At 53.5% G+C, this 26921-nt stretch carries 28 protein-coding genes; 1 reads left to right on the top strand and 27 read right to left on the bottom strand.

The window, feature by feature from the left end:
* Positions 1-17 precede the first annotated feature (17 nt).
* From NZD86_RS02005 to yabG, 25 genes are all read right to left on the bottom strand, one after another.
* The gene (locus tag NZD86_RS02005; protein ID WP_268044824.1) at positions 18-197 is read right to left on the bottom strand and encodes a hypothetical protein; all 180 of its coding nucleotides are present in this window, start codon (positions 195-197) and stop codon (positions 18-20) included.
* Positions 198-209: 12 nt separating this feature from the next.
* Positions 210-404: a hypothetical protein gene (locus NZD86_RS02000; RefSeq protein ID WP_268044823.1), complete on the bottom strand. Its 195-nt coding sequence runs from the start codon at positions 402-404 to the stop codon at positions 210-212.
* Between the two features lie 144 nt (positions 405-548).
* Entirely contained in the window at positions 549-1019 is a 471-nt protein-coding gene (locus NZD86_RS01995; protein WP_268044822.1) for a S1 domain-containing RNA-binding protein, read from the bottom strand.
* Positions 1020-1153: 134 nt separating this feature from the next.
* Positions 1154-1501: a septum formation initiator family protein gene (locus NZD86_RS01990; RefSeq protein WP_268044821.1), complete on the bottom strand. Its 348-nt coding sequence runs from the start codon at positions 1499-1501 to the stop codon at positions 1154-1156.
* 24 nt (positions 1502-1525) lie between these two features.
* Complete coding sequence (yabQ, locus tag NZD86_RS01985) at positions 1526-2125, bottom strand: spore cortex biosynthesis protein YabQ (RefSeq protein ID WP_268044820.1); 600 nt, start codon at positions 2123-2125, stop codon at positions 1526-1528.
* A complete protein-coding gene (locus NZD86_RS01980) occupies positions 2122-2397 on the bottom strand; it encodes a YabP/YqfC family sporulation protein (protein ID WP_268044819.1) in 276 nt (91 codons plus the stop codon). Before NZD86_RS01980 ends, yabQ begins: the two co-directional genes overlap by 4 nt.
* A gap of 384 nt (positions 2398-2781) precedes the next feature.
* Entirely contained in the window at positions 2782-3078 is a 297-nt protein-coding gene (locus tag NZD86_RS01975; RefSeq protein ID WP_268044818.1) for an RNA-binding S4 domain-containing protein, read from the bottom strand.
* A gap of 3 nt (positions 3079-3081) precedes the next feature.
* Complete coding sequence (locus NZD86_RS01970) at positions 3082-3354, bottom strand: HU family DNA-binding protein (protein WP_268044817.1); 273 nt, start codon at positions 3352-3354, stop codon at positions 3082-3084.
* Positions 3355-3420: 66 nt separating this feature from the next.
* Entirely contained in the window at positions 3421-4893 is a 1473-nt protein-coding gene (yabN, locus tag NZD86_RS01965; RefSeq protein ID WP_268044815.1) for a bifunctional methyltransferase/pyrophosphohydrolase YabN, read from the bottom strand.
* A gap of 126 nt (positions 4894-5019) precedes the next feature.
* Complete coding sequence (locus tag NZD86_RS01960; RefSeq protein ID WP_268044813.1) at positions 5020-6618, bottom strand: putative polysaccharide biosynthesis protein; 1599 nt, start codon at positions 6616-6618, stop codon at positions 5020-5022.
* A gap of 168 nt (positions 6619-6786) precedes the next feature.
* On the bottom strand, positions 6787-7329 hold the full coding sequence (gene spoVT / locus NZD86_RS01955; RefSeq protein ID WP_326492627.1) for a stage V sporulation protein T: 543 nt from the start codon (positions 7327-7329) through the stop codon (positions 6787-6789).
* Positions 7330-7472: 143 nt separating this feature from the next.
* Positions 7473-11030, bottom strand: a complete 3558-nt coding sequence (gene mfd / locus NZD86_RS01950; protein ID WP_268044810.1) for a transcription-repair coupling factor — start codon at positions 11028-11030, stop codon at positions 7473-7475.
* Between the two features lie 168 nt (positions 11031-11198).
* Positions 11199-11441, bottom strand: a complete 243-nt coding sequence (locus NZD86_RS01945) for an anti-sigma-F factor Fin (RefSeq protein WP_268044809.1) — start codon at positions 11439-11441, stop codon at positions 11199-11201.
* Between the two features lie 71 nt (positions 11442-11512).
* Complete coding sequence (gene pth / locus NZD86_RS01940; RefSeq protein WP_268044808.1) at positions 11513-12088, bottom strand: aminoacyl-tRNA hydrolase; 576 nt, start codon at positions 12086-12088, stop codon at positions 11513-11515.
* Between the two features lie 47 nt (positions 12089-12135).
* A complete protein-coding gene (locus NZD86_RS01935; protein ID WP_268046754.1) occupies positions 12136-13080 on the bottom strand; it encodes a ribose-phosphate diphosphokinase in 945 nt (314 codons plus the stop codon).
* Positions 13070-14482, bottom strand: coding sequence for a bifunctional UDP-N-acetylglucosamine diphosphorylase/glucosamine-1-phosphate N-acetyltransferase GlmU (gene glmU, locus NZD86_RS01930; RefSeq protein WP_268044807.1), 1413 nt, complete (start codon positions 14480-14482; stop codon positions 13070-13072). Before glmU ends, NZD86_RS01935 begins: the two co-directional genes overlap by 11 nt.
* 338 nt (positions 14483-14820) lie before the next feature.
* A complete protein-coding gene (gene spoVG, locus NZD86_RS01925; protein WP_268044805.1) occupies positions 14821-15126 on the bottom strand; it encodes a septation regulator SpoVG in 306 nt (101 codons plus the stop codon).
* A gap of 769 nt (positions 15127-15895) precedes the next feature.
* Positions 15896-16270, bottom strand: coding sequence for a Rid family detoxifying hydrolase (locus NZD86_RS01920; RefSeq protein ID WP_268044804.1), 375 nt, complete (start codon positions 16268-16270; stop codon positions 15896-15898).
* A 171-nt stretch (positions 16271-16441) separates the two neighbouring features.
* Positions 16442-17239, bottom strand: a complete 798-nt coding sequence (purR, locus tag NZD86_RS01915) for a pur operon repressor (RefSeq protein ID WP_268044802.1) — start codon at positions 17237-17239, stop codon at positions 16442-16444.
* Between the two features lie 64 nt (positions 17240-17303).
* Positions 17304-18182: a 4-(cytidine 5'-diphospho)-2-C-methyl-D-erythritol kinase gene (gene ispE, locus NZD86_RS01910; protein WP_407655202.1), complete on the bottom strand. Its 879-nt coding sequence runs from the start codon at positions 18180-18182 to the stop codon at positions 17304-17306.
* Positions 18183-18245: 63 nt separating this feature from the next.
* Entirely contained in the window at positions 18246-20894 is a 2649-nt protein-coding gene (cphA, locus tag NZD86_RS01905) for a cyanophycin synthetase (RefSeq protein ID WP_268044800.1), read from the bottom strand.
* On the bottom strand, positions 20891-21733 hold the full coding sequence (locus NZD86_RS01900; RefSeq protein WP_268044799.1) for a cyanophycinase: 843 nt from the start codon (positions 21731-21733) through the stop codon (positions 20891-20893). The genes cphA and NZD86_RS01900 overlap by 4 nt, the downstream gene beginning before the upstream one ends.
* A 236-nt stretch (positions 21734-21969) precedes the next feature.
* Positions 21970-22155 carry a small, acid-soluble spore protein, alpha/beta type gene (locus tag NZD86_RS01895; RefSeq protein ID WP_268044798.1) on the bottom strand — a complete coding sequence of 62 codons (186 nt, stop codon included), beginning with the start codon at positions 22153-22155 and terminating at the stop codon, positions 21970-21972.
* Positions 22156-23310: 1155 nt separating this feature from the next.
* A complete protein-coding gene (gene veg, locus NZD86_RS01890; protein ID WP_268044797.1) occupies positions 23311-23586 on the bottom strand; it encodes a biofilm formation stimulator Veg in 276 nt (91 codons plus the stop codon).
* A gap of 126 nt (positions 23587-23712) precedes the next feature.
* Positions 23713-24573, bottom strand: coding sequence for a sporulation peptidase YabG (gene yabG / locus NZD86_RS01885; RefSeq protein ID WP_268044796.1), 861 nt, complete (start codon positions 24571-24573; stop codon positions 23713-23715).
* Between the two features lie 82 nt (positions 24574-24655).
* Between yabG and NZD86_RS01880 the strand changes: the two genes are divergently transcribed.
* Entirely contained in the window at positions 24656-25462 is an 807-nt protein-coding gene (locus NZD86_RS01880) for a glycosyltransferase family A protein (protein WP_268044795.1), read from the top strand.
* A 42-nt stretch (positions 25463-25504) separates the two neighbouring features.
* Here NZD86_RS01880 and NZD86_RS01875 read toward each other — a convergent pair whose 3' ends face one another.
* On the bottom strand, positions 25505-25975 hold the full coding sequence (locus tag NZD86_RS01875) for a ribonuclease H-like YkuK family protein (RefSeq protein ID WP_268044794.1): 471 nt from the start codon (positions 25973-25975) through the stop codon (positions 25505-25507).
* Positions 25976-26051: 76 nt separating this feature from the next.
* Positions 26052-26921, bottom strand: coding sequence for a 16S rRNA (adenine(1518)-N(6)/adenine(1519)-N(6))-dimethyltransferase RsmA (gene rsmA / locus NZD86_RS01870; RefSeq protein WP_268044793.1), 870 nt, complete (start codon positions 26919-26921; stop codon positions 26052-26054).

The following is a 26921-nucleotide window of genomic DNA, read 5'->3' as shown; positions in this document are numbered from 1 at the left end:
CGACCAAGGGTCGACGTCTAAGTGGCCGCAACGACGGTCACGAGCACAAAGATTGACCCCGCCACGAGCAACCACAAAGAAGCGCCCAGTCGTCCTCGTCGATTGCTCCAAACCATCGTGAAAACCATCATCGCAACAAACAAGCAAAGAAAAATGGTTAAAAGTACTGGGTGAAAGTATGGGACATTCGCAAACATGCGCGTCCTCCCTTAACGTCGACTCATCACTTCACCATGAAACTTCGCCAAAATCCGCTCCAAAACCGCTTCATCGACAGGGCCCAGCTGGCCTTTGTACATATCAAGAGAAATATGACAGCCATCGCGGTCGTTCTCATCGCCAAAACGCAGAATGAAACGTTCACCGGTCGTGATTTCATACTCCAAATAGTATGGTTCAGACATTCATATCCCCCTCAAAGTGCTTAAGCCAGCCCCGCCTATAGGAAAGAGTCACAACTCAAACAGATGGACTCAGAAGCCGGACAAAAACGAAACCGGGCAGCAGAACGCTGTCCCGGTTCGCGTTAATCTGAGTATAACAAAAGGTTAGCCTCTACGACCACCACGGCCGCCACGTTTCGATTCATTGCGGCGAAGCGCAGATAGACGCTCCTCACTGTCTTTGACAAATCGGTTCATCAGTTGCTCAAACGAATTTCCCCGACGTGCCTCACCACGGCCACCACCATGACCTCCGTGTCCACGACCACCGCCGTGTCCACCACGACCACCGCCGTATTCACGATCCCCACCGTGTGAACGGCCAGGCGCACCTTGAGGGGTGTCAACAGCTTTTCGAATGGACAATGCGATCTTCCCATCCGCACCAACACTAATGACCTTGACGGTTACTTCATCATCAACCTTCAAGAAATCATTCACGTCTTTTACATAACTATCCGATATCTCTGAGATGTGGACGAGTCCGGTTTCACCTTCTGGTAGCGTAACAAATGCTCCAAAACGGGTAATCCCTGTTACCTTACCTGTCAACTTACTGCCGACCTCAATGGCCATAAAGACGCCGTTCCTCCTATTCGCGTCAAACGAGTAAAATAATGATTCCAAATGCTCACCGGGTTATCGCCGATGGGGTCAGACAAAAGATATGATTATGTGACCGAGTCACTGCGGGCTCAGTCACGTCAATCTTATCCTTGCGGACTACCCTGCTGCAAATCAAACGGGATTTGACCCGGTGCGCTCATGCCATCATGCTTCGATGCATACTTTTCAATATACGACGGATCATTCAATTGTTGCTTTTCCTGCTCCAACGATTGCTGTTGGGCCTTCATTTGACTCAATTGCGACTGCAACTGCTGATGTTGTAATTGCAGTTTCATGAGTTGGGGTCGTTCCGTGTGCAGGTAGTATAACGCAGCCCATCCACAGATGATGACAAGGGCCAGATACCGGACGCGCAACAGTGGATTTTTTCTCCGTGAAGTAACGTGTGGGCCGACGTCGGGCTTTCCGAGTTGACGATATGCATGCACGGGCGTGACGCTCCCTGTGAGGAATTACGAAACCGATCCAGGCTTCTTCCTCAACCAATTCGACAACTGTTCCCAAAAACCCTGCTCTACCGTACGAAGTTTTTTTCTCCACGGCTGTTCCGGATGAAAATATCGCCGCAGCGGAAAGAATACGATCCGAAAAATGACCCGGATCACAGCCGACACGCCATCTTCAATGCGACAACCAATCACGTATAAAATGTGTAACAGAGTATAAAGGACACGCACACATGCGATGACGGGTATGCCAATCAGCCGATATAAAACTCGCCCGCAGAAGAGAATGAGTCCTTTGACAAACCGTACAACGGCAAATGCACTACCAATCACGATCCGCCTAAACAAAGCACGATACACTAAATAACCTACACCAAGCAAGAGGAACGTATACAATCGGAAATCACCGAGAATCGTGATAAACGTCAGATAGTATACGGCTAGTCCCGAGACAACCCAGAACAGGATGTCCAAAGCGGGTCGCAGCCACCTCAAATACTTTGTGGCCCCTGTTACCGTGCTGTAGAAGTCAAAGGTCGTTCCCATCGCGCAACCAGCCGCGAGCATCCAAATGACGTATGACGCATTTCCAAATAGGTCCATCATCGCAGCAACCGCCCAACAAACGTCTTTTTCTTCGCATCGTCGTCGTATTGAAGCCCGATAATTCGTCCCTCAATCCGAACGATCCCCGCTTGTACATCGAAATGCTTCATATGCAGCGCGTCACCTTCAATATGAAGATGCCCCGCTGTCGTCACCAGTTCAAAAGCATGGACGTCGAAGCTCGAGACCTTTTGTACGCCTGTGATTTCAAGTTCAGATCGCCCGCGCAGTCGTATGTCATGGTCGTGGTTGTGTGAATCCCCCGCACTCAAATCTACACCCCCCAAGCTTCCTGGTCGTCCATCGCTATTTTATGTCTGCGCAGCGATAGTAGAACCGGACATGCTGGAAAAGTATCGGGCGGGCCGGGGTAGGTCGGGCGGCCGTGAGGCGGGAAATGGCGGGTGCGCCAGGTGAAGCGAGACCGAAGCGGCGGGCGGAAAGCCGGATAGCAACGAGCTCACTATCCACTGATAGGGACGGGCCAGATTAGGGGAAGAAAAGTACCCTGTGGTTCGATCCGGCGCGAATTCGGCAAGCTACCCGTAGGCGGCTCTGGCGCACGGGCTCACCGCAGCCCCGTCGCCTGCCACAAAAACAAACACTGCCCCTTCCGGGGCAGTCCGCTTAGGTGCACATATGCAACTTACCGCGTGTCAGTCGGAATCCTCGTCATCAACGTACTCGGGCTCCACGTCGTTTCGCGCGACAGTTGAAACGACATGGTATAGCTCCAGAGCTTCATCACGACGAGGATGCTCTAGTATTTTACGGACTTCCACCGTGACGGTTTTGTTGCCGTAGCGAATACTGAGCGTGTCACCGACTCCAACATCTGTCGAAGCTTTCGCGACTCGGTCACCCACTGTCACACGACCGGCGTCGCAAATCTGCTTAGCCAACGTGCGACGCTTTATGAGTCGTGAGACCTTCAAAAACTTGTCTAGGCGCAAAGCTTAGCGAGTGCTTTCCTTGAGCTTGTTGCCAGGTTTGAAGGCTGGCACTGTGGAAGCTGGGATCTCGATGACTTCGCCAGTTTGTGGGTTGCGACCAGAGCGAGCAGCGCGTTCGCGTGTTTCGAACGTGCCAAAACCGATGAGTTGAACCTTTTCGCCGTTGCCGAGTGTGTCTTCAATGATGTCAAATACGCTGTTCACAGCCAGCTCAGCGTCTTTCTTTTTCAAGCCAGTCTTGTCTGCGACTTTGTTTATCAATTCCATTTTATTCACTTGCGAGATACCCCTTTCAGTGGGAATGTCGGGAATCTTATTCGTTCTTACCCCCGAGACTTCCTGCTAATTTTTGTTCTTCAAGAGGATTTTTGCATGATTCCAGAGTTCGTCCAATTCCTTGGGTCCATAATCATTCCAGTCCCGCCCTGAATCATTGACACTGGCTTCGACGAGATTGAAGCGTTCGACGAACTTCCGCGTTGCTCCCATGAGCAAGGATTCTGCGTCCTTCCCGAGAAAGCGACTTAGATTCACGCAAGCAAACAGCAAATCCCCAAGTTCTTCGTCGAATGCATCGGTCTCTGTACCCTCTTTGACCTCTGCTTCTAATTCATTCATTTCCTCTTTTATCTTTTCTAATACATCTTTTACTTGTTTCCAATCAAATCCGACTTTCGCAGCCTTCTTCTGAACATCCGTTGCGACCATGAGGGCCGGGCCTGCGAGCGACACATCGGCCATCAGAGTGGACGGGTGAATCTCTCTTTCCGTCTCTTTCACCGCATCCCACAGTTCGTTGGCGCGATCGACGTCCGAAGCGGAAACATCCCCGAAGACATGCGGATGGCGGCGTATTAACTTGTTTGCTAATCTCTCAAACACGTCGCGAATGCTAAATTCGCCAAACTCCTCGGCGATTTGAGCATGAAGTAGAACTTGTAAAAGTAGGTCGCCGAGTTCGTCGGCGAGGTGATCGTAATCCTCTTCGTCGATGGCCTCTGCCACTTCATATGCCTCTTCAATCACGTACTTGCGAAGCGTTTCGTGTGTCTGCTTCCGATCCCACGGGCACCCGCCTGGCGAGCGGAGTTTTGCAACAATATCCACCGCTTCCCACAGGTCGCGTGTTCTATGCTGCATTTCCTTCACCGGGGGAACATAAACGGTCGTGAGGTGATCGACCCAGTCTAATCTGTCGAGTTCATATAGCGGCACCTGTTCAATCTGCTCCTGACCTTCCACGCCAGCAGCGCGCAAGACTGTGACTTCGTAGTCGTCCGCGAAGAGTTCCATCAAAGTCAACTTCACTTCGGTTGCGATAGCAGGTTGATAGACTTGCGCTATCAACATATGTACGTTTGGATTCAACATGCGCGCTTGCAGCGTGGTTCCGTCGAGGAGGAGAAGTCCGTCTATCGGATCGATACGAAGCTTGGCAGTCGCCACGTCGAAAAAGCTCTGCCCCGGCCCCACTTTGACTTCGACACCTTCAACTTGCGCATGGATTAAGTTTTGCACGCTTTGCTCTGCGACGAGGGGATGCCCAGGTACAGCGTAGATAAAGTCGCCATCGGATAGTGCACGCTCAAACAGCCTGTCCGCCATGAGGCGATATGCCTCATCAAATTGTTCGCTCGTTTCGTAAATGTCGTCGAACGAGTCGAACGTCATGCCTCTCTGCTGGAGTTCGTCGACGACGGGATGGATCCGCGTGCGCAACACGACAGGCAGTCCACTTTGCAATAATTGGTACGTTCCCATCGGCAAACCGCTCATATCGCCGGGCCCAAGTCCAACGACGTGGATGACGGCCATTGTTCATTCATCCTTTCGAGGGTTGTCCAACCACATTCACGAAAGAAACCTTTGCTGGGGTACCAAATGGGGTTTGGCGCCCCAACGCAAATATCTCCCACTGTGAACACTTTGGACGCGTGAATTTCAACGCATCAGTCCGATCCGCCGGCAGAAGCTGAGCAGGCGCGGACCGAGGTGCGGGATTGAAGCCAGTTCATCTTTCGCTAGCGTTCCACTGACCAGTATAGCAAACAGGTAGACGATGACACCGATGCCGAGAATGACACAAGTCGCGATCGCGGCGGCGGGCCTGCCCAGTGCCTCGCCACCGAGAATTTCCCATTGACGCTCGAGCGCGAAAACAGCCCCACACATTATACTGGTGGCGATGAGTGGCCGAAAGAACCAGCGGTGTAAGTGGAGCCGTTCCCCAAATAGGCGGCGGACGGCCCACAGGTTCAGAACGGCTGCGACAATATAACTGATGACGGTAGCGAGCGAGGCCCCGGCGATGCCAAACTTTGGAACGAACACAAAGTTAGCCACCAGTTTCACCAAGCAGGAGATAAACAGATAAAGAACTGGGCGATAAATCCACCCTGCCCCTTGCAGCAGCGCCGATGTCGTTGTCTGCAAGCTGGCAAAAAGTATAGCCAAAGCCAATACCTGAATGGCGCCCGTGCCCGCTGTGTCCGTAAACAGCGCTACGTTGATGGGCCGTGCCGCGAGCAGGAGGCCCACCGTCGCAGGCAACGCCAGGATGCCGGTCATTCGTATGGACATGTCGATCCGGTCCATCAAAAGCGCACGATGGCCCAGCGTAAATGCCTCCGAAATAGCTGGCATGACAGCTACGCCGATGCCAGCTGCCAGGGTCGTAGGCAACATCATTAGCTTGAAGGCCCGCCCAGAGAGAAGACCAAATTGTGTCGTGGCGAGGCCTTGGTTCTCCCCGGTACCTTTTAATAAGTTGACGACTGTGATGACGTCCACGTTGTGCATCAGGGGAACAACAAGGGCACCGATGCTGATGGGCAGCGCGTAATAAATTAATTTTCGGGTGACTAGTTTGGTTGACGATCCCCGCATCATATCGCTAGGTATATACCTGCCCCGGCGACGCCAGTAGTACAACATGGCAATGAGTCCCGTCAAGGCGCCGGTCACAGCGCCGAAAGCGGCTCCGGCTGCTGAAACCCGCTCCGAAAAACCGACGTGGACAAAGTAAATGGACAGACCAATGATGGTCGCAACCCGAACAAACTGCTCAAGGACTTGCGAGTAGGCAGTCGGATCCATCCACTGATAGCCTTGAAAGTAACCGCGGATGGCGCTCAGAAACGGGACAATGAGCAATGCTGGCGAGATGGCGCGAATGGCCGTCACGCTGTCTGGATCACCTGCGATGATGGCCCACTCGGGTGCGAAAAAATAGAGGAGTAAAAATGCAAATACCCCACCCAAGGTGAGCAGCCAGCCAGACACACGAAGGACGTGCCTAGCTGCTGCCAAATCGCCCTGTGCCACTTCTTCCGCCACCAATTTCGAGATAGCTACTGGGAATCCGGCCGTTGCGATGGCGAGCAGCGTCGCGTAAATCGGGTAAGCCATTTGAAAGAGTCCCATGCCGTGATCGCCGATGATATTCTGAAGCACAATCGTGTAAATTGAACCTAAAAACTTAGACAACATGGCGGCTGAAGCTAGTAACATAGCGCCACGAACGAAATTTTGTGATCGCAAAGCAATCCCTCCTGCCAAAACGAACCCTGTCCCATATTTATGGGACAACGGCAGGAGTTAGTCCTTGGATCTTTCGCTATACAAAAGGTCTGCTCTCGGCGATGCCGAAGCAGACCTTGTCCACAGTACATTTCAAGCAAATCCGAAACACATTAGACCCATTACACCTTACTGCTCCATTTGCTTGCCCAGGAAGCCAGCCGCAGTCTCGGCCAACTTGACCTCCGTATCGCTCATTTTGACACTATCATCGCGGGAAATGAGGATAACAGCCCCAATTGGGTCGCCTGCAGCATTGATCGGGGCGATGACTCGAGATGAAAAGTGTTCATCCCGATCCTTCACGACAGAGAAATCACCCGGTGTCGTGTTCACGATGGTCTTCCGATCCTCCATGGCCTGTTCAATGTCCTCACTGACCGGTTTCTCCAGGAACTCCTTCTTTGAAGCGCCGGCAACAGCAATAATTACGTCTCGGTCAGCAATGAGTGCGATATGGCCCGTTGAATCAGCCAACGAATCAGCGTATTCCTTCGCGAAGTCCCCAAGTTCGCCAATCGGGGAGTACTTCTTCAAGATAACTTCTCCGTCGCGATCGACAAAAATCTCTAAGGGATCGCCTTCGCGGATACGCAGCGTGCGTCGAATTTCTTTCGGGATTACCACACGACCGAGGTCATCAATTCTCCGTACGATGCCTGTTGCTTTCAAGAAATGATCCCTCACCCTCATGAAGTTTGGTGCAACGGATGTCTGACGTGACTGTATTATGTGACACCAGTTGTTCCTCTATGCACCAGTTGAAGCGCACGCTTGGGGTTCGGTCTGGAATCGTCCAAATCCGGGTGAATCCATCATTTCACTTCGGCAACTTCCTCCTGTTCCTGTGAGGCCGCACGAACTGCGTTCACGTAATCCTCGAGAAAACTCCGCAGTTTCTTGAGCAAGTCTGCCTCCGACATCCCCTTCGTCCGGAAGGATACAAAGAACAACCCGTTGGGTCGTCTCGTCGGTTGACCGTGATGTTTCACAGTCATGGCAAGAACTTTGGCATAGTCCACGGGAACGGTCTCGCCTTCGCCAAAGCGAACAGCCGTCTCGGCACCGTGGGACGAGATTTGATCGACGCCCGCCGTCGCAGCAAGGCTCTTAATTCGTGTCACTTCCAGGAGGTTGCGAACTTCCGTGGGCAGATCACCAAATCGATCCTCCAGCTCTTCCTCCAAGTCGTCCGCTTCCATGAGAGTTTGGACATGCTTAAACCGCTTGTACATGGCTATTTTCTGAGCTGCGTCCGGAATGTACGTGTCGGGTACATAGGCTTCGACTGGCAGATCAATGCTAGGTTCAACCGCTTTGCCCACTTGCTCACCGCGCAACTCACGAACGGCTTGCGAGAGCATCTCACTGTACATGTCGAAGCCGACGGAATTGATAAAGCCGTGCTGCTCTGCACCGAGCAGGTTCCCCGCACCGCGGATGGATAGGTCTCGCATAGCAATTTTGAAGCCGCTGCCCAGTTCCGTAAACTCCTTAATCGCCGATAGGCGCTTCTCGGCAACCTCATTTAGTACCTTGTCGCGTTGGTATGTGAAGTAGGCGTAGGCAATACGGTTGGACCGGCCCACGCGACCACGTAACTGATACAACTGTGAAAGGCCAAATTTATCGGCATCGTAGACGACAAGCGTATTGACGTTGGAAATATCCAAGCCCGTTTCAATAATGGTCGTCGTCACCAAAATGTCGACGTCCCCGTCGAGAAAATCGAGCATGACCCGTTCCAATTCGTCCTCCGCCATTTGGCCGTGCGCGACCCCTACCCGAGCATCCGGGACAAGGGTGTTGATGCGTTCAGCCATCCGGTGGATACTTTGCACTTGATTATAGACAAAGTACACCTGTCCACCGCGGCCCAATTCGCGTTCCAAGGCCTCGCGAATTAAACCTTCGTTGTGTTCCACGACGTAAGTTTGCACTGGAAAGCGGTTTTCCGGCGGTGTTTCAATGACTGATAAGTCGCGGACACCCATCATCGACATGTGCAGGGTGCGCGGGATCGGTGTCGCCGTCAACGTCAAGCAATCGACGTTTGCCCGGAGCTGTTTCAAGCGTTCTTTATGAGTTACGCCAAATCGTTGCTCCTCGTCGACAATGAGCAAACCAAGGTCTTTGAATTGAATGGACTTCTGCAGCAGTCGGTGCGTTCCGATCACGATATCCACGCTTCCGTCCTTAAGCCCCTTGATACACTCCTGCGACTCTTTGCGCGTCCGAAAACGGCTCAACATGTTGATGGTGACTGGAAACCCTGCAAATCGTTCTTTAAATGTCTCATAGTGCTGTTGCGCTAAGACAGTCGTCGGCACAAGAATGGCCACCTGTTTCCCGTCCATGGCCGCTTTAAACGCTGCTCGAACGGCCACTTCCGTCTTGCCGTAGCCGACGTCACCGCATAGGAGGCGATCCATGGGGCGTGATCGTTCCATGTCTCGCTTGATGTCAGCAATGGCGCGGAGTTGATCAGGCGTCTCCTCATAGGGGAACATATTCTCGAAATCCACCTGCCACGGCGTATCAGGCGAAAAGGCGTGGCCCGGCGTTGCTTCGCGCGCAGCGTACAACTTCACCAAATCCGCCGCGATGTCCTTGACCGTCTTGCTGACGCGATTTTTGACCTTCTGCCACTCGCCTCCGCCGAGGTGATAAAGCTTTGGATCCTTGTCGCCCGAGCCAACATAACGCTGGATTTGGTCAATTTGGTCCACTGGAACATAAAGACTGTCGTTACCCGCATAACTCAGATACAAGTAGTCGTTGTGGCGGCCGTCCACTTCCAGCGTTTTTATACCTAAATACTTACCGATGCCATGGTTCACATGGACAACGTAATCGCCCACGTTTAACTCTTGGTAGCTCTTGATGCGTTCCGCATCTGATATGTCCATGCGGGCGCGGCGATGCTTCCGCCTCGCCGTGAACACTTCATTTTCCACCACGACAACGAGGCGGTTGAGCGGCAACTCGAAGCCGCTCGAGAGATTGGCTACGAGAATCTGCGGGACCGTCGTGGGTGCATATGCCTCCGCACGATCCGCTTGAATTCGATAGTCGGCGAGGACCCGCTCTAGGTGATCCGCCCGCTCCTTCGTCGCCGCCGCAAAGACAACGTGCAAGCCGCTCTTGGTCCATCGAGCAACTTCGGACTTCAAGACGTTCATCTGGCCGTGAAAGTTCTGCATGCTCTTTGACGTAACGTTCAAAACGGAAGCATAACGCTGTCCCGATCCCGCTCGGGTGAACGTCGAAAAATGAACTTTCGGATGCGGAAGATTCGTCAAGATGGCTTCATACTCGATTGGCTCGACGGTCCCCGACAGCACATCCCCATGCATGAGTGCACCGGAAATCCACTCCGTGAACTCCTTCTCCAAAGCCTTGCCGCGTTCTAAAACGCGTGACGGCTCATCCAGGCAAACGAAAAATGGCTGGGGGACGAAGTCGAACAGGTTGTTTAACTGATTGGCAAACAAAGCGGTATATCTAGAGAGCCCGGAAAAGGCTTGACCACTTTGAAGTTTTCGAATATCTGCACCGACGTTCGTTTGCAGCCTATCGCGAACGTCCATATCGCGAATCGTTCGCAGGCGCTGTTCCAAATGTTGCTCAAGCTGACTGGCCACAGCAGCGGCATTTGATGGAGGCACGAGCAAATCGGATGCCGGCCCAAAAGACACTTCGGTCAGTTTCTCCAGGGAGCGCTGTGTGGCGGGATCGAATGTCCGAATGGAATCCACATCCGTATCAAACCACTCAATGCGATACGGGTTCGTTGCCGCCACTGGAAAAATGTCGAGAATGCCGCCTCGAACGCTGAATTGTCCGCGGGTTTCCACCATGTCTACCCGTTCATAACCAGCACGGACAACTTGCTGCAAAATCTCTTCGATTGCCGCTTCTTCACCCACTGCAAGGTGAACCGTCTGCTGGATAAATTGAGCCCTTGACGTGAGCGGCTGACATGCGGCTAGAACGGTCGTAACAATAATCGCCGGCTTCGACATGGTCAACGTTTCCAACACACTCAAACGTTCTGATATAACATCAGAGGATGCTGCGACCAAGTCGACCATTGCGTTTTCACGCTCGGGAAAGAGCAAAACTTGCTCATCCGGGAGATACTCTCGCAAGTCCTCCCATATCGTTTGTGCTTGGCTCGTCGTGTGCGTGACGATAAGCATCGATTCTGTTGGTTTATCTGCATTCCTCAGCCCGTACAGTGCAGCCATGAACAATTGGCGACCGGCTCCGGCTACACCCGTGACGAGTGCATCGTTTCGCCGCGGCCCAATCTGTCTGGCCAGGGATCGCAACGGTTCATCCGCTGCCACGAGGCGAACGAGACCTTCCACGTTACCCCTCCTCCAGTGCTGTCCGAACAACCTTTCCATCCTGCTCGAACACCCATTCAAAAGTGTAATGAAAACGCACAAAGACCTTAGCCCCAAGCCAAGGTCTGACACACACGAACAATCGTGCATGTGAGGGCGCAGAGTGCGCCCAGTTGGTATTCCTCTGTACTACTGTATGATGTTCCCTTCAACGAGTAACTCCGGATTCATGTTTACGGCTTGTTCGCAGGCTTCACAGACCGTTTGAACTTGCACGGAACCTGTCTCGCCAGCCCGGATGACTTCACGTTGATGGTCTGTGTCCAAGTGATGTAACCCAAGGCGCTCGGCGCCGTCGTCATATGTCCAAGAAGCTTCTTCGACAGCTCCTACTGGTTGCTTGCAATATCGACATACATACTCAAACCGCATGGACTCCCACCTCATGTCAGACTTCTGACATTAGTATGGGGGTTATATCTTAACAACATACGTGTATCAAGTCACGAAAATGATACTTGATTAAATTGGTTCATGGCATGTGCAAAACCTTTTTTGACAGATACCATCAGGGCTTCTTGCGCAGCCTCAACGGCCTTTTCGACTTTTTGCAATTCCTCTTTGGGAAACTTGCCAAGTACGTGACCGATGACATCCAATCCCGGTGCGGGGCGGCCAATGCCTACTCTCACTCGGCAGAATGCCTCCGTTCCAAGCTGTGCGATGATGGACTTGATACCGTTGTGCCCTCCGGCACTCCCTTGCGCCCGCAGCTTTAACTGGCCCGGCCGAAAATCCATATCATCGTACACAACGATGACGTCGTCCTCTGGACGCAACTTATAGAAGTTTACAACTTCGGCGACTGCCAAGCCACTCAAGTTCATAAAAGTTTGCGGCTTGACCAAGAGGACTGATTCCCCATCGACACGGCACTCAGCCACAAGTGACTGAAACTTCGATTTTGTCACCGACACCTGAAGCGTTTTGGCCAGACCATCGATAGCCCAAAAGCCGACATTATGTCTCGTTGCATCATACTTGGGGCCCGGATTGCCCAGTCCAACGATGGCTATCACGTTTGCTGCTCCTTTTCTCTACTATCCAGCCTGCATCAGCCCTATAATCAGTCGAACAACTGGCTGATGGACCGCTGCGTATGAACCCGGATAATGGCCTCTGCGATGAGTTCTGCCACAGACAGCACACGAATCTTGTCGATCCGCTTGTGTTCGGGCAACGCTATAGTATCCGTGACGACGACCTCTTTGATGGGCGAATTCTGTAGCCGCTCGACACCATCCCCGGACAGCACGGGATGAATGCAGCACGCGTATACGCTCTCTGCACCGCGTTTCAGTAATTCCTGTGCCCCCGCCGTAATAGTGCCGGCGGTATCGATCATGTCGTCGATGAGAATCGCCGTCTTCCCTTCAATATCCCCGATGATGTTCATCACTTTGGCCACATTGACCGCGGGTCGGCGTTTATCAATGATGGCAAGAGGCGCGCCGAGCCGCTCTGCAAACTGCCGGGCTCTCGTCACGCCGCCCATGTCCGGCGAAACGACCACCGGGTTCTCGATCTGCTTGTCCATGAAATACTCCGCAAGAATCGGCATGCCAATGAGGTGGTCCAACGGAATGTCGAAGAACCCTTGAATCTGACCTGCGTGCAGATCCATGCAGATCACGCGATTGGCGCCAGCCTTTTCCAGCAAATTGGCGACGAGTTTAGCCGTGATGGGATCGCGTGCCCGCGCCTTTCGATCCTGCCGCGCATACCCATAGTACGGAATGACGACGTTGATTGCCCGGGCAGACGCGCGCTTCAAGGCGTCCAACATGATGAGCAGTTCCATCAAGTGCTCATTGACGGGTGCACTCGTGGGTTGAATGATGAACACATTGCTCCCGCGAACGCTTTCCCCGAGCTTGATCTGTACCTCACCATCTTTAAATCGATTGACTTGACACTCCGTCAACGACACGCCGATGTAATCCGCAATTGCCTGCGCAAGGGCAGGATTTGCATTGCCTGTTACGATTTTTAAATCGCCGTCAATGGCCACGATCTTCTCCGCCTTCCGATGGTGTTTGCTGCGACTTTCGCGTTTTCCACGCACGTACGTAATTCGGCTTCGTGGTCTGACGGGGACGCCCGATGACAAAACCGTCATCATCCACATCCTCTGTGACAGTGGAGCCTGCGCAAATGTATGCCCCGTCTCCAATCGTCACGGGCGCGATCAAATTGACATTCGATCCGACAAAGCTATCGTCCCCAACAACCGTCCGATGTTTTTTCTCCCCATCATAGTTTACCGTAATGACACCACACCCGACGTTGACTCGGCGTCCAATTTGCGCGTCACCCACGTAAGCCAGATGGCTGACTTTCGTATCATCACCGAGACGGCTGTTCTTGATTTCAACGAAGTCACCCACTTTCACGCGGTTGCCGACTACCGTCCCTGGACGGAGATACGCGAACGGCCCAACGTGCGTTTCGTCACCGATAACACTATCAACAGCGACGGTGTATTGTACCGTCGTATATTCACCGACCGTCGTGTTCCTCAGGCGCGTATTCGGACCGATCTCCGCAAACGACTTGACCTTTGTCGCGCCGAGCAACATCGTGCCCGGGAGCAACGTGGCGTCCTGTTCGATCTCGACGTCCGCCTCAATATACGTACTATCGGGATCCACCATGGTCACACCGGCGCGCATCCAACGCTCGAGAATCTGTCGACGGCAAAGCTTTTCGACGTGAGCTAACTGGACGCGATCGTTGACGCTCGCTATTTCATCGACATCGGACACCCGAACAGGGACAACAGCCCTGTTATCGCCTTTCAAAATCGCCAAGGTGTCAGTCAAGTAAAACTCTTGTTGAGCATTGTCCGCGGTGAGTCGCGCGGCGGATGCTCGTAAAGCATCCGCTTCATACGCGTAAACGCCCGTATTGATCAGCCGATTGGCCCGCTCGGCCTCCGTCGCGTCCTTTTCTTCAACCACGCGAACAATTTGCCCGTTGTCGTCCAAAAACACACGACCGAGCCCAGTTGGATTATCCACTTCAGCCGTCAAGGCGGCGACGGCAGCGCCATTTGAACGCTGCGTGTCAAATAATCTCTGCAGGGTTTCAGGTTGAATTAAAGGTGCGTCACCGTACAGCACAACTACAGAATCCGTATCCTCCCGCAAATGCGGAAGGGCTGCACGAACGGCATCACCTGTCCCCAACTGTTCCGCTTGAATGGCCACATCGGCTCGTCCCGCAATCGTTTCCATGACAGCCTCACGCTGCTGCCCCACAACAACGATAATCTGGTCCAACCCGACTTTGTCCAATGTATCGAGAATGTGAACGATCATCGGCTTGCCACACACACGATGCAACACTTTGTGTGTCCGCGACTTCATCCGCGTGCCGTGGCCGGCCGCAAGCACAATGGCGCTTTTACCCATATAATCTCCTCCGTGACCGCTTAAACACGTCCGGTTCATAGCGAGAAACCTGTGTCGCCCCTCAGTTTACCTGATGGACGCAAACCATTTCAATTTTACATTGTCCCGCGAAAAAGGGTAGCCCCGGACGCCACTGGAGAAAAATGCCGAACATTCGATGATTAGTGGGTTGACTCGAAAATGCCTTCGACCCGCCTATAGTTCGCGATAACCAAGCGGTAAAGTAGCCGTTCTAGGCATGAACCATGAACCAGCTGGATTCGTAGCGACGCTTCCTAAATGAGGGCACAAGCGCAAAAAAACCCTGACTAGCCGTCAGTCAGGGTCACGCCTATGAATTAGGCGGTAGGTTCTTCCACATTTTCAACTACATGTACTTCTTCCACCGAATCTCCGACGCGATGATATGCTTGGAGAACCGCATCTTGTATCTTTTGTCTCGTCGCCGAAGAGATTGGGTGCGCAATATCACGAAACTCACCATCAGGTGTTTTCTTACTTGGCATTGCGACAAACATACCGTTATTGCCATCAATAATGCGAATATCATGTACGACAAACTCACTATCAATTGTGATGGACGCAATCGCCTTCATTCGCCCATCTGTGGTTACTCTGCGCAGCCTTACATCTGTGATTTGCACCCTAGTGTCACCACCCATTCCTACCCATTTGGGCGATTCTCCCTGTGACACAATTCCACATTCTCGCATTTTCTCCTGCAGACTTCGTCATAATTTTTTCAGAATTATGGTTCATCCTGTCGAAAGGTGGAAGGGAAAGGGAAATTGAGTGTGGGACCGGAGGCGGGGATGCAAAACAGTGCAGGTATGGCACCGGGCGGAGGCTCGGTGGGGGACGGTTGGAGGTGGGGGGAACGGAGACGGTACACGGGATGGCAGGGCTCTTTTCAGCCTATCCGGTAAAACTAGATGTCGAAAATTCACCATAGCAGAATTTACCGCCTCAGGGGCCGTTTTCTGAACCCAGCTAGAAGTGACGTGAAAGTGGTCCGTTATCATATCAAGTTCGCGGGTAAAATGATTAGCGGAAAACCGGGCGGGAATCTGGACAGATAACCAGGAATTACCTTCTGTGGTCGATGGTGGCTGGAATGGACAGTAGTTACGGTGGACACCAGTTGCCGTAAGACCCTGGTGTTCCGTAATCCGTAATTTTACTCGGAGCCTACGTCAGACAAGGGAATAGAGTTCCCCTCCGCCAGGGCGCCAAGTTTGCTCTCCCAGCTCCCAGCTCCCAGCTCCCGACTCACCCGCAACCTGTGCCACCCCAGCCCCTGCCGCATCATCCTGCTCCCGCGGCGAGGCCGTCCCGCCCGCGACAGACTTACTGTCTCACGAACGAGATCGCCCCCTGGCTCATCGTCAATGAGTCAGCCAACCGCGGCGACGATTAGCCTTTGTACACGACGAGTTCGATCTCAACCTGCGCCCCGCGCGGTAACGCAGCTACTTGGACTGTCGATCGCGCCGGCTTGTGATCTCCGAAGAACTCCTCGCATGCTGTGTTCACGACACCGAAGTCCTGTAGGTTGGTCATGAAAATGGTTGCTTTGACAACTTGATTTCGCGCAGCTTTTGCCTCCGTCAGCACGGCGTCCAGGTTGGCAAACACTTGCTTGACCTGTACGTCGATGCCGCCTTCAACGAATTCTCCTCTTGGTGTGAGGGGAATCTGTCCGGACGTGTACAGGAAGGGGCCCACCTCGACGGCTTGTGAATAAGGACCAATGGCTGCTGGGGCTTGGTTCGTATGAATGATGTTCATCAGGTAACACTCCTCATCAATTTTGCAAAGTTGTCCGACTGTCCCCTCGCTGGGAACTGTTCGAGGCACTCAGGTGCGGCAGCCGGGTTAACGATGGGCTGCCGCAGGGGAGGAGATCCTGGACTACGAGCCGCCTCCCCACACCTCGACGGAAACGTCGGACACCAAATCTTAAGTCAGGGCCGGCTGCACATTTGCGCCGTGTTCACTGACTTCATGGACACGCAGCAACGTGAAATAGTCGTTGACCATTTTCGTGGTCGGTTGCGACGTCGCCATGAAGACAGCCGTTCCGACGACTTCTGCCGAGAACTCCTTCAGTAAGTCCACAACTGCTCGCGCTGTTGCCCCGGCGCGCATGAAATCGTCCACGATGAGTGCACACGCTTCACTTGGCATGGCTCGTTTTCCGAGCGACATCGTCTGAATTCGTCTGGTCGATCCCGACACGTAATGCGTGCTGATTGCGGCGCCTTCGGTTACGCGCTGATCGCGTCGGACGATGGCGATCGGCACATTTAAATGACGCGCAGTTGCCGTTGCCAATGTGATGCCTTTGGTTTCCACCGTGACGACGACGTTTACCGCTTTGTCCGCAAATTGCATGGCGACTAGTCTCCCGACTGTGTCAAGCACGTACGGATCACCCAGCACATCGGACATGTAGACGAAGTCCCCTGGCAGAACGCGGCCTGGTTCCGATAGCGTCCGGGCCAGATTGTTGAGAAACGTGACTCGTTCGTCGGTTGGAACGCCGGATCGAAGTCGCACGCCGCCTTGTACACCCACGAGTGTCTCAACCGTTCCGCGCTCGGCATCCGCTATCGTTTGGCGAATGGTCGCAACGTCCTCGCTTAGAGACGACTTAGCGACACCCCACTGCTCCGCGAGAGAAGCAAGCGAAATCGCATGCAAAGGCCGTTCCATCATCAATTGCGTCAGGCGAATGAGGCGTTCTGCACGCTGCACCGCACTCTCTCCTTTACCGGGGTCATGTATGTTTCGTTTCTATGTTAGGATTTCCCAATCCGATTCAGCCGCCCACTGGTGGATTCGTTACAAAATGCGTCATATAGACATCTCTCATGATTCCACGAAGTGCATTGTACATGCGGTTCGCCTGTTGAACGGTCGGCGCAAGACAAAACAGGGTTGGTCCGCTGCCCGACATGTGAACCCTCGTACGCGTGACAGTCTCCACCTTGTCGGCCAGTTGTGCCACTTCAGGGTATAGTGAAAACGTCACTCGCTGCAAGCGATTGGCCACCAGCTTCGGAATGGCATCTACGTCCTGTTTTTGCAGTGCTTCCTTCATGACCAGACTGGTGGTATGCGAAACAAAATCCCCTGGTTCGAGCGCTTGGTAAATTTCCCCCGTAGACACGAACATTCTGGGATGAATGAGGAGCACTTGCATCTGGCACTGGTGCGGGATGTGCGTCAATCGTTCTCCTCGGCCCTGTGCAATAGCCGTTCCCCCATAGACACAGAACGGGACATCCGAGCCAATTTCTGCGGCCATTTCTGCTATTTCACCAAGACTGCGTTCCGTGCCGAACAAGCGGTTTAAGCCGCGCAAAACAGCGGCTGCATCGCTCGATCCGCCCGCCAACCCCGCCGCCACAGGAATGTTCTTCTCCAAGTTGATATGTACCCCTGACTGGATTCCCGTATGTCTGAAGAAGACCTTCGCTGCTTGTACACAAAGGTTTCTGTCATCCGTCGGGATGTGCGCCGCGCTCGTCTCCAGGACAATTCGGCCGTCATAGCGCTTGTCCAGCCACACGAGGTCAGACAGATCGATACTCTGCATGACCATGTCGACTTCGTGGTAACCATCGGGACGGCGTCCTAGGACATCCAATGTCAGATTAATTTTTGCGTATGCACGCTCTAACAGCAAAAAACCCACCTCGACATGGAACTAGCATGCCGAGGTGGGAGAACAAAGTCAAGAGTCTGAGGCTGAATATGATTACAGCATGGCATAGCTTCGGTTTGTAGACACCGTGATGTCACTGACTCGTTGTGCGCCTTCATCCATTAGGAATCGATCAAGTGCTTCAGCAGATTCGTAAAATAAACAAGCAATATCACCCGGTTGGAGCATAGTCGTCGCTTGGGCTAACGCCTCTGTTTCAGACAATACGACCCGTACCGGTTTGCTCGGTTCAACTGTTCGAAGTGTCCGGCGCATGATCTCGGCAATTTCTCCATCCCTGCGGCCTCGCTTGTCGGCGTCTTCCTTGACGATGAACGCGTCGAAGATCGGTGCGAGCGTTTGGGCAGACAGTTCGACGACTGTATCAGCCCGATCCCCCGGGACACCAATGACGCCGATCAGATGCTGATGCGGGAGTCGATGCAGCCATTCTCCGATCCGCTGAAAGCCCGCAGGATTGTGAGCATAGTCGAGAATGACGTGCGAACCGTTTGGCATTCGGTAAATCATACAACGACCGCGGTTGGACGTCGGTTCGAATCCCCGGAGCGCTGCGGCAACAGCCCGGCGTGAAACACCTGCTGCCCGCAGAGCCGCTGCCGCGAGTACAGCATTTTCGATGTGAAAGCCTATCGTTCCACGCATCGTCAGCGGTATGTCGAGCACTGATGTCAGCATCCGCTTCAGTGTCCCGTTCGCTTCAACGATATAGCCGTTGTCAACGTACACGGCCGTACCGCCAACGGCGAGGTGGCGTTCAACAACTGGGTTGTCAGCCCGAGAAGACGTAAACACAACGCGTGTTTTCAGGCGCTTGCTCAAGTTCACCAGATTCTCATCGTCGGCGTTCAGCACGACGGTACCGTCCGGATGAGTACATTCGGCTACAAGAGACTTGACGTGGATGAGATCCTCGATGGTGTCGACGCTGTCTTGTCCGACGTGATCGAGTGTGATGTTCGTGATGACCGAAACATCCGCCTTATCGTAAGCCAGTCCTCCGCGAAGGATGCCCCCGCGGGCTGTTTCGAGGACGGCGAGTTCAACGGTCGGATCGGATAATACGAGTCGGGCGCTGCGCGGACCAGTCGTATCGCCACCCTGGATCAGCTCATCGTTGATGTAAACGCCGCCCGTTGTCGTGAGTCCGACTGTCTTGCCCTCGCGCTTTATCGCATGGGCAATGAGCCTAGCCGTTGTCGTCTTCCCATTTGTGCCGGTAACCGAAATAATGGGAATCCGGCCGCTTTTACCGCCCGGAAACAGAGACTCAACAATGGCATCAGCGACATCACGAGCCGCTCCATGCGATGGATGTTGGTGCATGCGAATACCCGGCGCGGCATTTACCTCGATCACGGCACAATTGTCAGCCGTGGCTGGCACATTCAGGTCTTCTACGACCATGTCGATCCCACACACATCCAGTCCAACAATACGCGCACTGCGCTCAGCGAATCGCTTATAACTCGCATGTAGCTCATCCGTCATATCATGTGCTTCACCGCCCGTTGACAGGTTTGCGCTATCCCGTAAAACGACGCGCTCACCGAGCAGTGGTACACTGTCCAATGTTTTGCCCAATCGTGCAAGCGTACCCTGAACAACAGCATCCACGTGAATTTTCGTCAGGGGTTTCTCATGCCCTACGCCCCGTCGTGGGTCTTCGTTCGCCTGCTCAATCAACTCCCCGATAGAGTGGACACCGTCCCCCACGACGTTGGCGGGATCGCGTCGCGACACAGCCACGCACTCCCCGTTGATGATGAGAAGACGCACATTCTCCCCAGGAACGTAGCGCTCCACCAACACACTTGACGCGTATTCAGAAGCAATTTGGAAGGCATCCCGGACTTCATTTTCCTGCTCGATATTCAAGCAGACGCCTTGGCCCTGTCGCCCGTCAAACGGCTTGATAACCACTGGTTCTCCGAGCCGGTGAAACCAGTCCAGCGCTTCCTCGACCGATGACGCGAGTCCACCATCTGGTACTGGAATACCGCCTTCACGCAACAGTTCCTTCGTTTGCTCCTTGTTACAGGCAATGTCGACCGCCACACAGGATGTTTTGTCTGTGATTGTCGCGGCAATGCGTTGACGGTGAATGCCATACCCCAATTCCAACAAGCTACCCGTACCAAGCCGCCGTACGGGAATTTGCCGCCGAATGCACGCGTCGACGATAGCCTGGGTGCTCGGCCCCAACCCGGTTCTCAAGAGCACTGCGCGTGCTTCATCGAGAATTTCTTCTACTGTTGGCTGAGCAACCTCTTGCTCCGTTAATTGACGGACGAGATCGGCGGCCCGGAAGAGAAGCTGCCTTTGACATTCGTACGCCTTGCATTCCATGACAATGTCGTAAATCCCAGGTCCATCTGCGTAAACTGTCTTTCCGTAGTGAACGTCAAGTCCCAACAAAGTAGCTAATTCAATGGTAACGTGCTCAGTGATATGCCCGAAATAAGTGCCTCCGTGAAGGCGTTCTATAAATCCACCCGGTTCTCCCTTAGCGCAATGGTGCTCCCTAAGACCGGGCAACAATTGAATCAGGGATTCTGTAAAACCAGGAAAATGAAAACTTTCCTTCTCCGTATAGGATTCCAAATGAATTCTCGCGACCATGATTGGCTTATAAAGATATACGTTCGGGCCATCGATATGGCGAACCGATACGATATTCATGAGGACAGCTCCTTGTTCTGCTTGCGAGTCCAATTTTTAAAGTCAGGAATCGGTTCTCTGTCGCGCAAATGGAAGCCGCATCCTTCCGGAAGCATGTGCAATTTCACGCCACAGAGCGCAAGCGATTCTTCACGAGTGACCTTGTCTAAGTTGGAATAGCTGACGCTCCCCGCATCAACAATACTCACTGCACCTTGACCAACGACTTCTAGGACGTGATCCTGCACGATCACAGCAGTATTCTCGTCGATTCCGAGACCGAGATGGTGCGGATACTGTGCGACAGCCGATAGCAATCGTCCCAAGCGCCCGCGCTGGGCGAAATGCTGATCCACGACCGCACCGTCCAAGAACTCCATGCCTGGAGCCATGTCGACAATGCTCACACGCGGATTGGTCTCAGCCTCACCTTCCACGATCATCGTGCTCGACATCATGGAAGCACCCGCACTGGTTCCCCCCAGCGGCACGCCACGGTGGTAAGCCTCGTGAAGCTCTGCATCCACACGTGTTCCGCCTAAAAGTTTGGTGATGCGAAGCTGATCGCCGCCTGTAAAATAAATGCAAGTAGCATTGCGAATCATCTTCACCGCACTGTCTAAATTCGCCGCTTCACGCGTGGAAACATCGAATGTGCGCACGTCTGCAACGCCAAGCCGGCCAAATACCTCGGTATACTCCGTCCCGACTTCGATTGGAAGCTCCGTTGCTACGGTAATGACCAGAACGTAAGCGCTTTTCCCGCCTCCCAGTTCAATAAACCGACGCAGAATCCGGCATTCGCCCGTCTTATCTTCAGCCCCACCAACGATGACTAAAGGGCCAGTTTTCGCTGCCAAACGGCTCCCTCCTCGGCTTTCGGCGCTTTGACAAAAAAAAATCGTGAAAATACAACGCTATGGTTTCCATCTAACGAGAACGCTATTCCAGACGCCAACGCCCGCACTAGCTTCCAAACGGTAAGGTGAACAAACGCATGTCCATTACTTGGCACTACGACGACCAGTGAGTCACTGGTGAATATAAAAAGGGGCTGCCCACAAAATACACACTGCATTTGTGGGACAGCCCGTCGTTACTGACCTTGAGTTCTCTCTGCCATAGCTTGCTCAGCGATCTCGATTGCACGTTTCACCATGTTCCCTGCATCCCGCGCTCGGATCCCACCCCAGCCCTCTTGGGCTACGGTGTCATAGAAACCAAGCTCTTTCGCAAGTTCCACTTTAAACGCATCCGACATCATTCCGCGCCTTCTCGCCATGCCGATTCCCTCCTTGTCAGAGCAACGACAAACATATCATGTGCGCGAATGGCGGAGTTTACCCATGCCGCGGTGTGCGCCGGGGCGGGGTTTGGGCCGGGCTGGGGGCGGGCATGGCGTGTAACGGAGCGGAACCCTGTTCCGCTACAGGGTATATTTCGTCGGACGAAAGTGGTCAAAGGAACTCAGGTCCGCTGTCGGGCTTATTCGCATACATTGGACGTGCTTAGGCACGGAATAGAGGACTGGCGGTTCTCTTTGTGTTGTATGTACCTAGGAATTTGGTTCAATACGGAATGCCAGGGTCTTATGACCCCTACAGTCAGCGTGACGACCCAGAGTGGCCAGATGGATGGGGTGCACACGTATGACAGCGTGCGGGTCCGGGAAATGTCGCCCGAGGGTATCAAGGTGCTGCCAGTGGTACGCGACTCGGCCCCTAAGCAAGAGCGGAACTCTGTACCTCTACAGGATATATTTCGTCGCACGAAAATGGCTAAAGGAACTCAGGTCCGCTGTCGGTCCATTCACGTGCGTTGGACGTGTTCAGGCCCGGAATAGAGGACTGCCAGTGCTCTGTCTGACTGATACACCGACGAATTCTACTCATTAGGGAACGCCAGGGTCTTATGTAAATCAATGTCGACCGATCCGCCATGTATACAAATTCACCTACACAGGGCTCGCAACACGAATTCTATGTAGAGTCCATATTTGTTAAATGTCTACCGAATTTCAACCGGTATCACCTGACATCAACAGAGCCATGTCACCTTCCCCACCCTGACTCACGGCCTTAGGCCACCGACGCGCGAGGGTCCGGGGGTCCGTCATGCCGACGACCCATGCGCCGCACCGACGCCTCAACGCAACCGCGTCTCCCGCTTCCCAGGTGCCGCTCGCAGCCAGCCCCGCCGCCAACCCACTGCTTTCCGACCGCTCGCAGCCCAGGTGCCACCCACACACCCAGCCTAGGTGTCACCCGCGCAATCCGCCAGCTAACCCCCAAGCCAAGGCGGCAGCCCACCCGAACGCCCGCTGCCCTACGCATCTCGGCCGGAGGGACGACCGCCTGAAAATAAAAAAGAGACGCCTAGGCGTCCCTCTGTTTAATACTCATCAACTTTGAAGTTTACTACTCGATGGAGTGTCAGGTTACTGTTCGAGCGCGAACTTCGACGTATTGCCATCTTCCGTACAGAGCATGAGTTCGACTGTTTCCGTTAGAACATCAGCATAACTGTACGAAACGCGTTCAAACGAGCCATCAGGCGGATCCAACTTGACCACGAAAACGGATGGATACGTCTCTTCCAATACACCGAAGCGCTCGACCGTCTTCCGTCTTCCTCCGTTTGCCCGGAGTAATACGCGTTCGCCGATGAGTCCATCCAAGCTTTTTTTAATTTCGTGGAGCGCATTTTTTGCCAACACACACCACCTCTTTCCGTACATCAGTATAGCACGGGCAAGGGGGTATGTCAATAATAAGTGAATTATTATATCAGCGCATGATTTTTATTGTCAATGGGTAATTTACTGCGATGCGGAATTTCCTCAGTACGCCGATCTCGGCAAACCCAAACGATACTTCCCCCGAGACTCGAGTCCCCCGATGCCGTCTGTTCCTGTGTACGTGGACTTGACGACATCGTATAAGTTAACCGTTTCGTGAATCGGTGTAAATGCGATTTTTTCGGCGATAAAGACGGGATCGAGGGCGTGAATCATGATTCGCTGCGGCGAACTGGCAAAGTTCGCGCCGGCATCCAAGATGCCCTCGAAGTGAGATTGGCAGGCGCCGGCGATGATGACGAGATCGTCCATGTTTCGAGCGTGCTTTCTGGCATTGGAGACCGCGCGAATGAAATTCTGTGAGTTACGGTAATTCCGGATGTCAGACCAGTCTTTGCCTTTGCGAATCACGCCGTCATGTCCAGTAATAATCAAAATATCCGGCTCATACTGTTCCAAAAGGCTGTTTACTGCGGTGGGCATTTGCGCTTCCGCTACATGTTGCCCGATAGCCCGGATTCCGAGTTCGCGATACACTGTCAAACATTTTTGTAGGTAAGAACCATCACCGTCTAAGTGAAGAATCCGACCGGGCCGTTCAAAAAAATCCGGGTTGGTCTGGAAACGGCTTTCGCGTCTGAGTGCCCGTTTTTCGTACTCGTGGGCACGGCGTGATTGAATCAAGCGAAGGCATTCACCTTCAACTTGATTGCGGGCTGCCTCAAACTGGCGCAGTTCGTCGTCGCTGACCTTCTCTAGGTCGTCATACGGTGCATCGGCCATGAGGCGGACATCCATGCCCTTCAAAATGGCCGTTTCCGTCGCTTCATCTGTCTCAACGACGACAAAGCAAACATCCTTGCCGTACGACTTGCGGGTCACCATGTCGCCTGCTTTCCACATGAAACCACCCCTCCCTGTTACGAATCTGCACTACCATATGTCACATGGCCCATGGTGTGTGACAGGAGCGGAGGGATCGACAATGGACTCGCCTATCATTGCAATTATCCCGGCCAAAAACGAAGCCAAAAGCATTGTCAACGTACTCCATCAGTTGGAACGCGCGCGAATCGATGGTGCCATCGTCGTTTGCAATGGCTGTACGGATGAGACATCGTCCTTGGCCCTCAGCTTGCAGTCCCAATTGCCGTACGACCTGCACATCGTGTGGATCGAATCCGCACTGGGTCACGACGTTGCACGCGCCGTGGGCACATACAGCGCGCTGAGACAACACCCGGGGGACGGACTTTTTCTTTACATCGACGGAGATTGGCAGGGTGCATTTGGACCCATGTTGGGAGATTTCCTTCTCGCGGGGCGGGAGCTTAATTGCGATGTGTTATCCGTTACGTGGAGCAGTTTGGGGTCGTCCAGCCTAGTGGGCGTAACGGCCATGCCATGGCGAGCGGCACTGAAGATGCAGCAGGTCGTACCCGAGACTGCTGCACCATTTCTCTTGCCCATGCTTGTCCGCACTCGGATGTTTCAGCACGGCTCACCCATGCTGATCGCTCATCCGGGCCACTTCTTCGCCTTTGCGGCCATGCGAGGCTGCCTGTGGATGACATTCGAGGACTGGCACATGGAATTGGTGGGTAACCCCAGTCGATCACGTCTCCACCACGCCGCCATCTCCAATCGGATCGCCCAGGATGGCCAGGTTGCGTGTGATGTTTTAGGCGGGAGACCTGTCAAACGGTTGGGGCCACTGGCAAACCTGCCGGATCGTGACATCCGAACGTTGACGAGATATGCTGCGGAAGCATCGTGGCAAATTGAGGCTTAGACAACGTCCGACCATTCCCCCAGGGAGAACGGTCGGATACGTTTATTTCGTATACCTGTCGGCCACTTTGGATGCACCAAAGGAGTCCGGCTTAATTATCGCTTCGTATCCATTCATTTCGATCCAAGAGACAATTTCCCGGATCCACTTTTTCGTCTCGCCGTTTTCCCCAATGTCCAAGTGAACTTCTATGTGCCATTCTCCGCTGACGGTCTCTAATTGTTCTGTCAATAGACCGCCCGTTTGAATGGACAGCGAGGCTTCCGTGAACATGCGGTGTCGGAGAGATCGCATGTGCTGGTGCTGCTCCTTGTGCACATAATAGCGAGCGCCACGACCCAGTTTGTGAAAGATAATGGCTGTCACGAAAGTGGCTTCAGAGCGTTGAGGTTGGGAATCGGTGCCGATAATCAAGCGGAAACGCGCATCCGGATCAGCCAGACGCTGCCTTACAATGTCCTCTGCTACCTGTTCGAGTGTGAGTATGCCAAGTGTCGGACTGCGAAACATCATACCGCATCCCCCCTCTGCACCCTTAGTATATTCAGTGGAGCAAAAAATAGGGAAGATGCGTTGAAGGTTTGGACGATTAGGCATGGGGAAAGCGATTTGCCAATTCGGCAAACTGATGGATGGACAACGTTTCCGCCCGCGCTTCGGGTTGAATCCCGGATGTGACAATCCACTCGCGGCAGACGTCTTTCGATTTGCCCAAACCGTTCGATAATGCGTTCAAAAGGGTTTTTCGACGCGTGGAAAACGCCGCTCTCACGACGCGGAAAAACAGCTGCTCGTCATCAACGTGAACGTCCACAGGCACCGTACAGTCAAGTAAAACGACGGCAGAGTCCACACCGGGCTGCGGCAAAAATGCGCTTGGCGGAACCGTAAACAGGCGCTTGACCGTTGCCCTATATTGGATGCCAACGCTCAGTACACCGTAATCCTTGCCACCAGGGGTTGCGACCATTCGGTCGGCAACTTCCTTCTGCACCATGACAACAGCCCGCGTCAACGGCAGGGAAGACTCCAGCACTTGAAACAGAATCGGTGTCGTGATGTAGTACGGCAGATTCGCGGCGAACACCAACTTCGTTGACGCATCCAGATACGGTGCCATTAGCTCCCCCAAGTTCGTCTCCAGGCAGTCCGCGAACGTCACGTCGACGTTGGCATAGCCTTGTAAGGCGTCGGCGAGAACGGGACGCAGGCTTTCATCCTTCTCAATGGCCACAACACGCTTCGCCGTTTCCGCCAAATGCACGGTAAGCGCACCCGATCCCGGTCCAACTTCCAGCACAACCGTGTCTTCATCAGGTTGAACCGCATCCGCAATCTGTTGCAAAATCCTGTCGTTGACGAGAAAGTTCTGTCCAAATTGTTTTTTTGTATAAAATCCGTGTCGATGCAGGAGATCTTTCGTCGAGGCTGCATTTGTCCGCGGTTGGCTCTCAGGCAT

The sequence above is a fragment of the Alicyclobacillus dauci genome, from assembly GCF_026651605.1.
In the GTDB taxonomy this organism is placed as follows: Bacteria; Bacillota; Bacilli; order Alicyclobacillales; family Alicyclobacillaceae; genus Alicyclobacillus; species Alicyclobacillus dauci.
The sequence above is the reverse complement of the archived record's forward strand: the minus strand, read 5'-3'. Positions and strand labels throughout refer to the sequence as shown.

Bases quoted from the DNA above. Each gene is read 5' to 3' on its own strand.
- cphA (WP_268044800.1), bottom strand. From the start codon at position 20,894: ATGAATATCGTATCGGTTCGCCATATCGATGGCCCGAACGTATATCTT.
- NZD86_RS01995 (WP_268044822.1), bottom strand. From the start codon at position 1,019: ATGGCCATTGAGGTCGGCAGTAAGTTGACAGGTAAGGTAACAGGGATT.
- yabQ (WP_268044820.1), bottom strand. From the start codon at position 2,125: ATGATGGACCTATTTGGAAATGCGTCATACGTCATTTGGATGCTCGCG.
- yabN (WP_268044815.1), bottom strand. From the start codon at position 4,893: ATGGCCGTCATCCACGTCGTTGGACTTGGGCCCGGCGATATGAGCGGT.
- NZD86_RS01880 (WP_268044795.1), top strand. From the start codon at position 24,656: ATGGACTCGCCTATCATTGCAATTATCCCGGCCAAAAACGAAGCCAAA.
- NZD86_RS01920 (WP_268044804.1), bottom strand. From the start codon at position 16,270: ATGAACATCATTCATACGAACCAAGCCCCAGCAGCCATTGGTCCTTAT.
- yabG (WP_268044796.1), bottom strand. From the start codon at position 24,573: ATGTGGAAAGCAGGCGACATGGTGACCCGCAAGTCGTACGGCAAGGAT.
- NZD86_RS02000 (WP_268044823.1), bottom strand. From the start codon at position 404: ATGTCTGAACCATACTATTTGGAGTATGAAATCACGACCGGTGAACGT.
- NZD86_RS01875 (WP_268044794.1), bottom strand. From the start codon at position 25,975: ATGATGTTTCGCAGTCCGACACTTGGCATACTCACACTCGAACAGGTA.
- NZD86_RS01945 (WP_268044809.1), bottom strand. From the start codon at position 11,441: ATGCGGTTTGAGTATGTATGTCGATATTGCAAGCAACCAGTAGGAGCT.
- rsmA (WP_268044793.1), bottom strand. From the start codon at position 26,921: ATGCCTGAGAGCCAACCGCGGACAAATGCAGCCTCGACGAAAGATCTC.
- NZD86_RS02005 (WP_268044824.1), bottom strand. From the start codon at position 197: ATGTTTGCGAATGTCCCATACTTTCACCCAGTACTTTTAACCATTTTT.
- glmU (WP_268044807.1), bottom strand. From the start codon at position 14,482: ATGGGTAAAAGCGCCATTGTGCTTGCGGCCGGCCACGGCACGCGGATG.
- NZD86_RS01895 (WP_268044798.1), bottom strand. From the start codon at position 22,155: ATGGCGAGAAGGCGCGGAATGATGTCGGATGCGTTTAAAGTGGAACTT.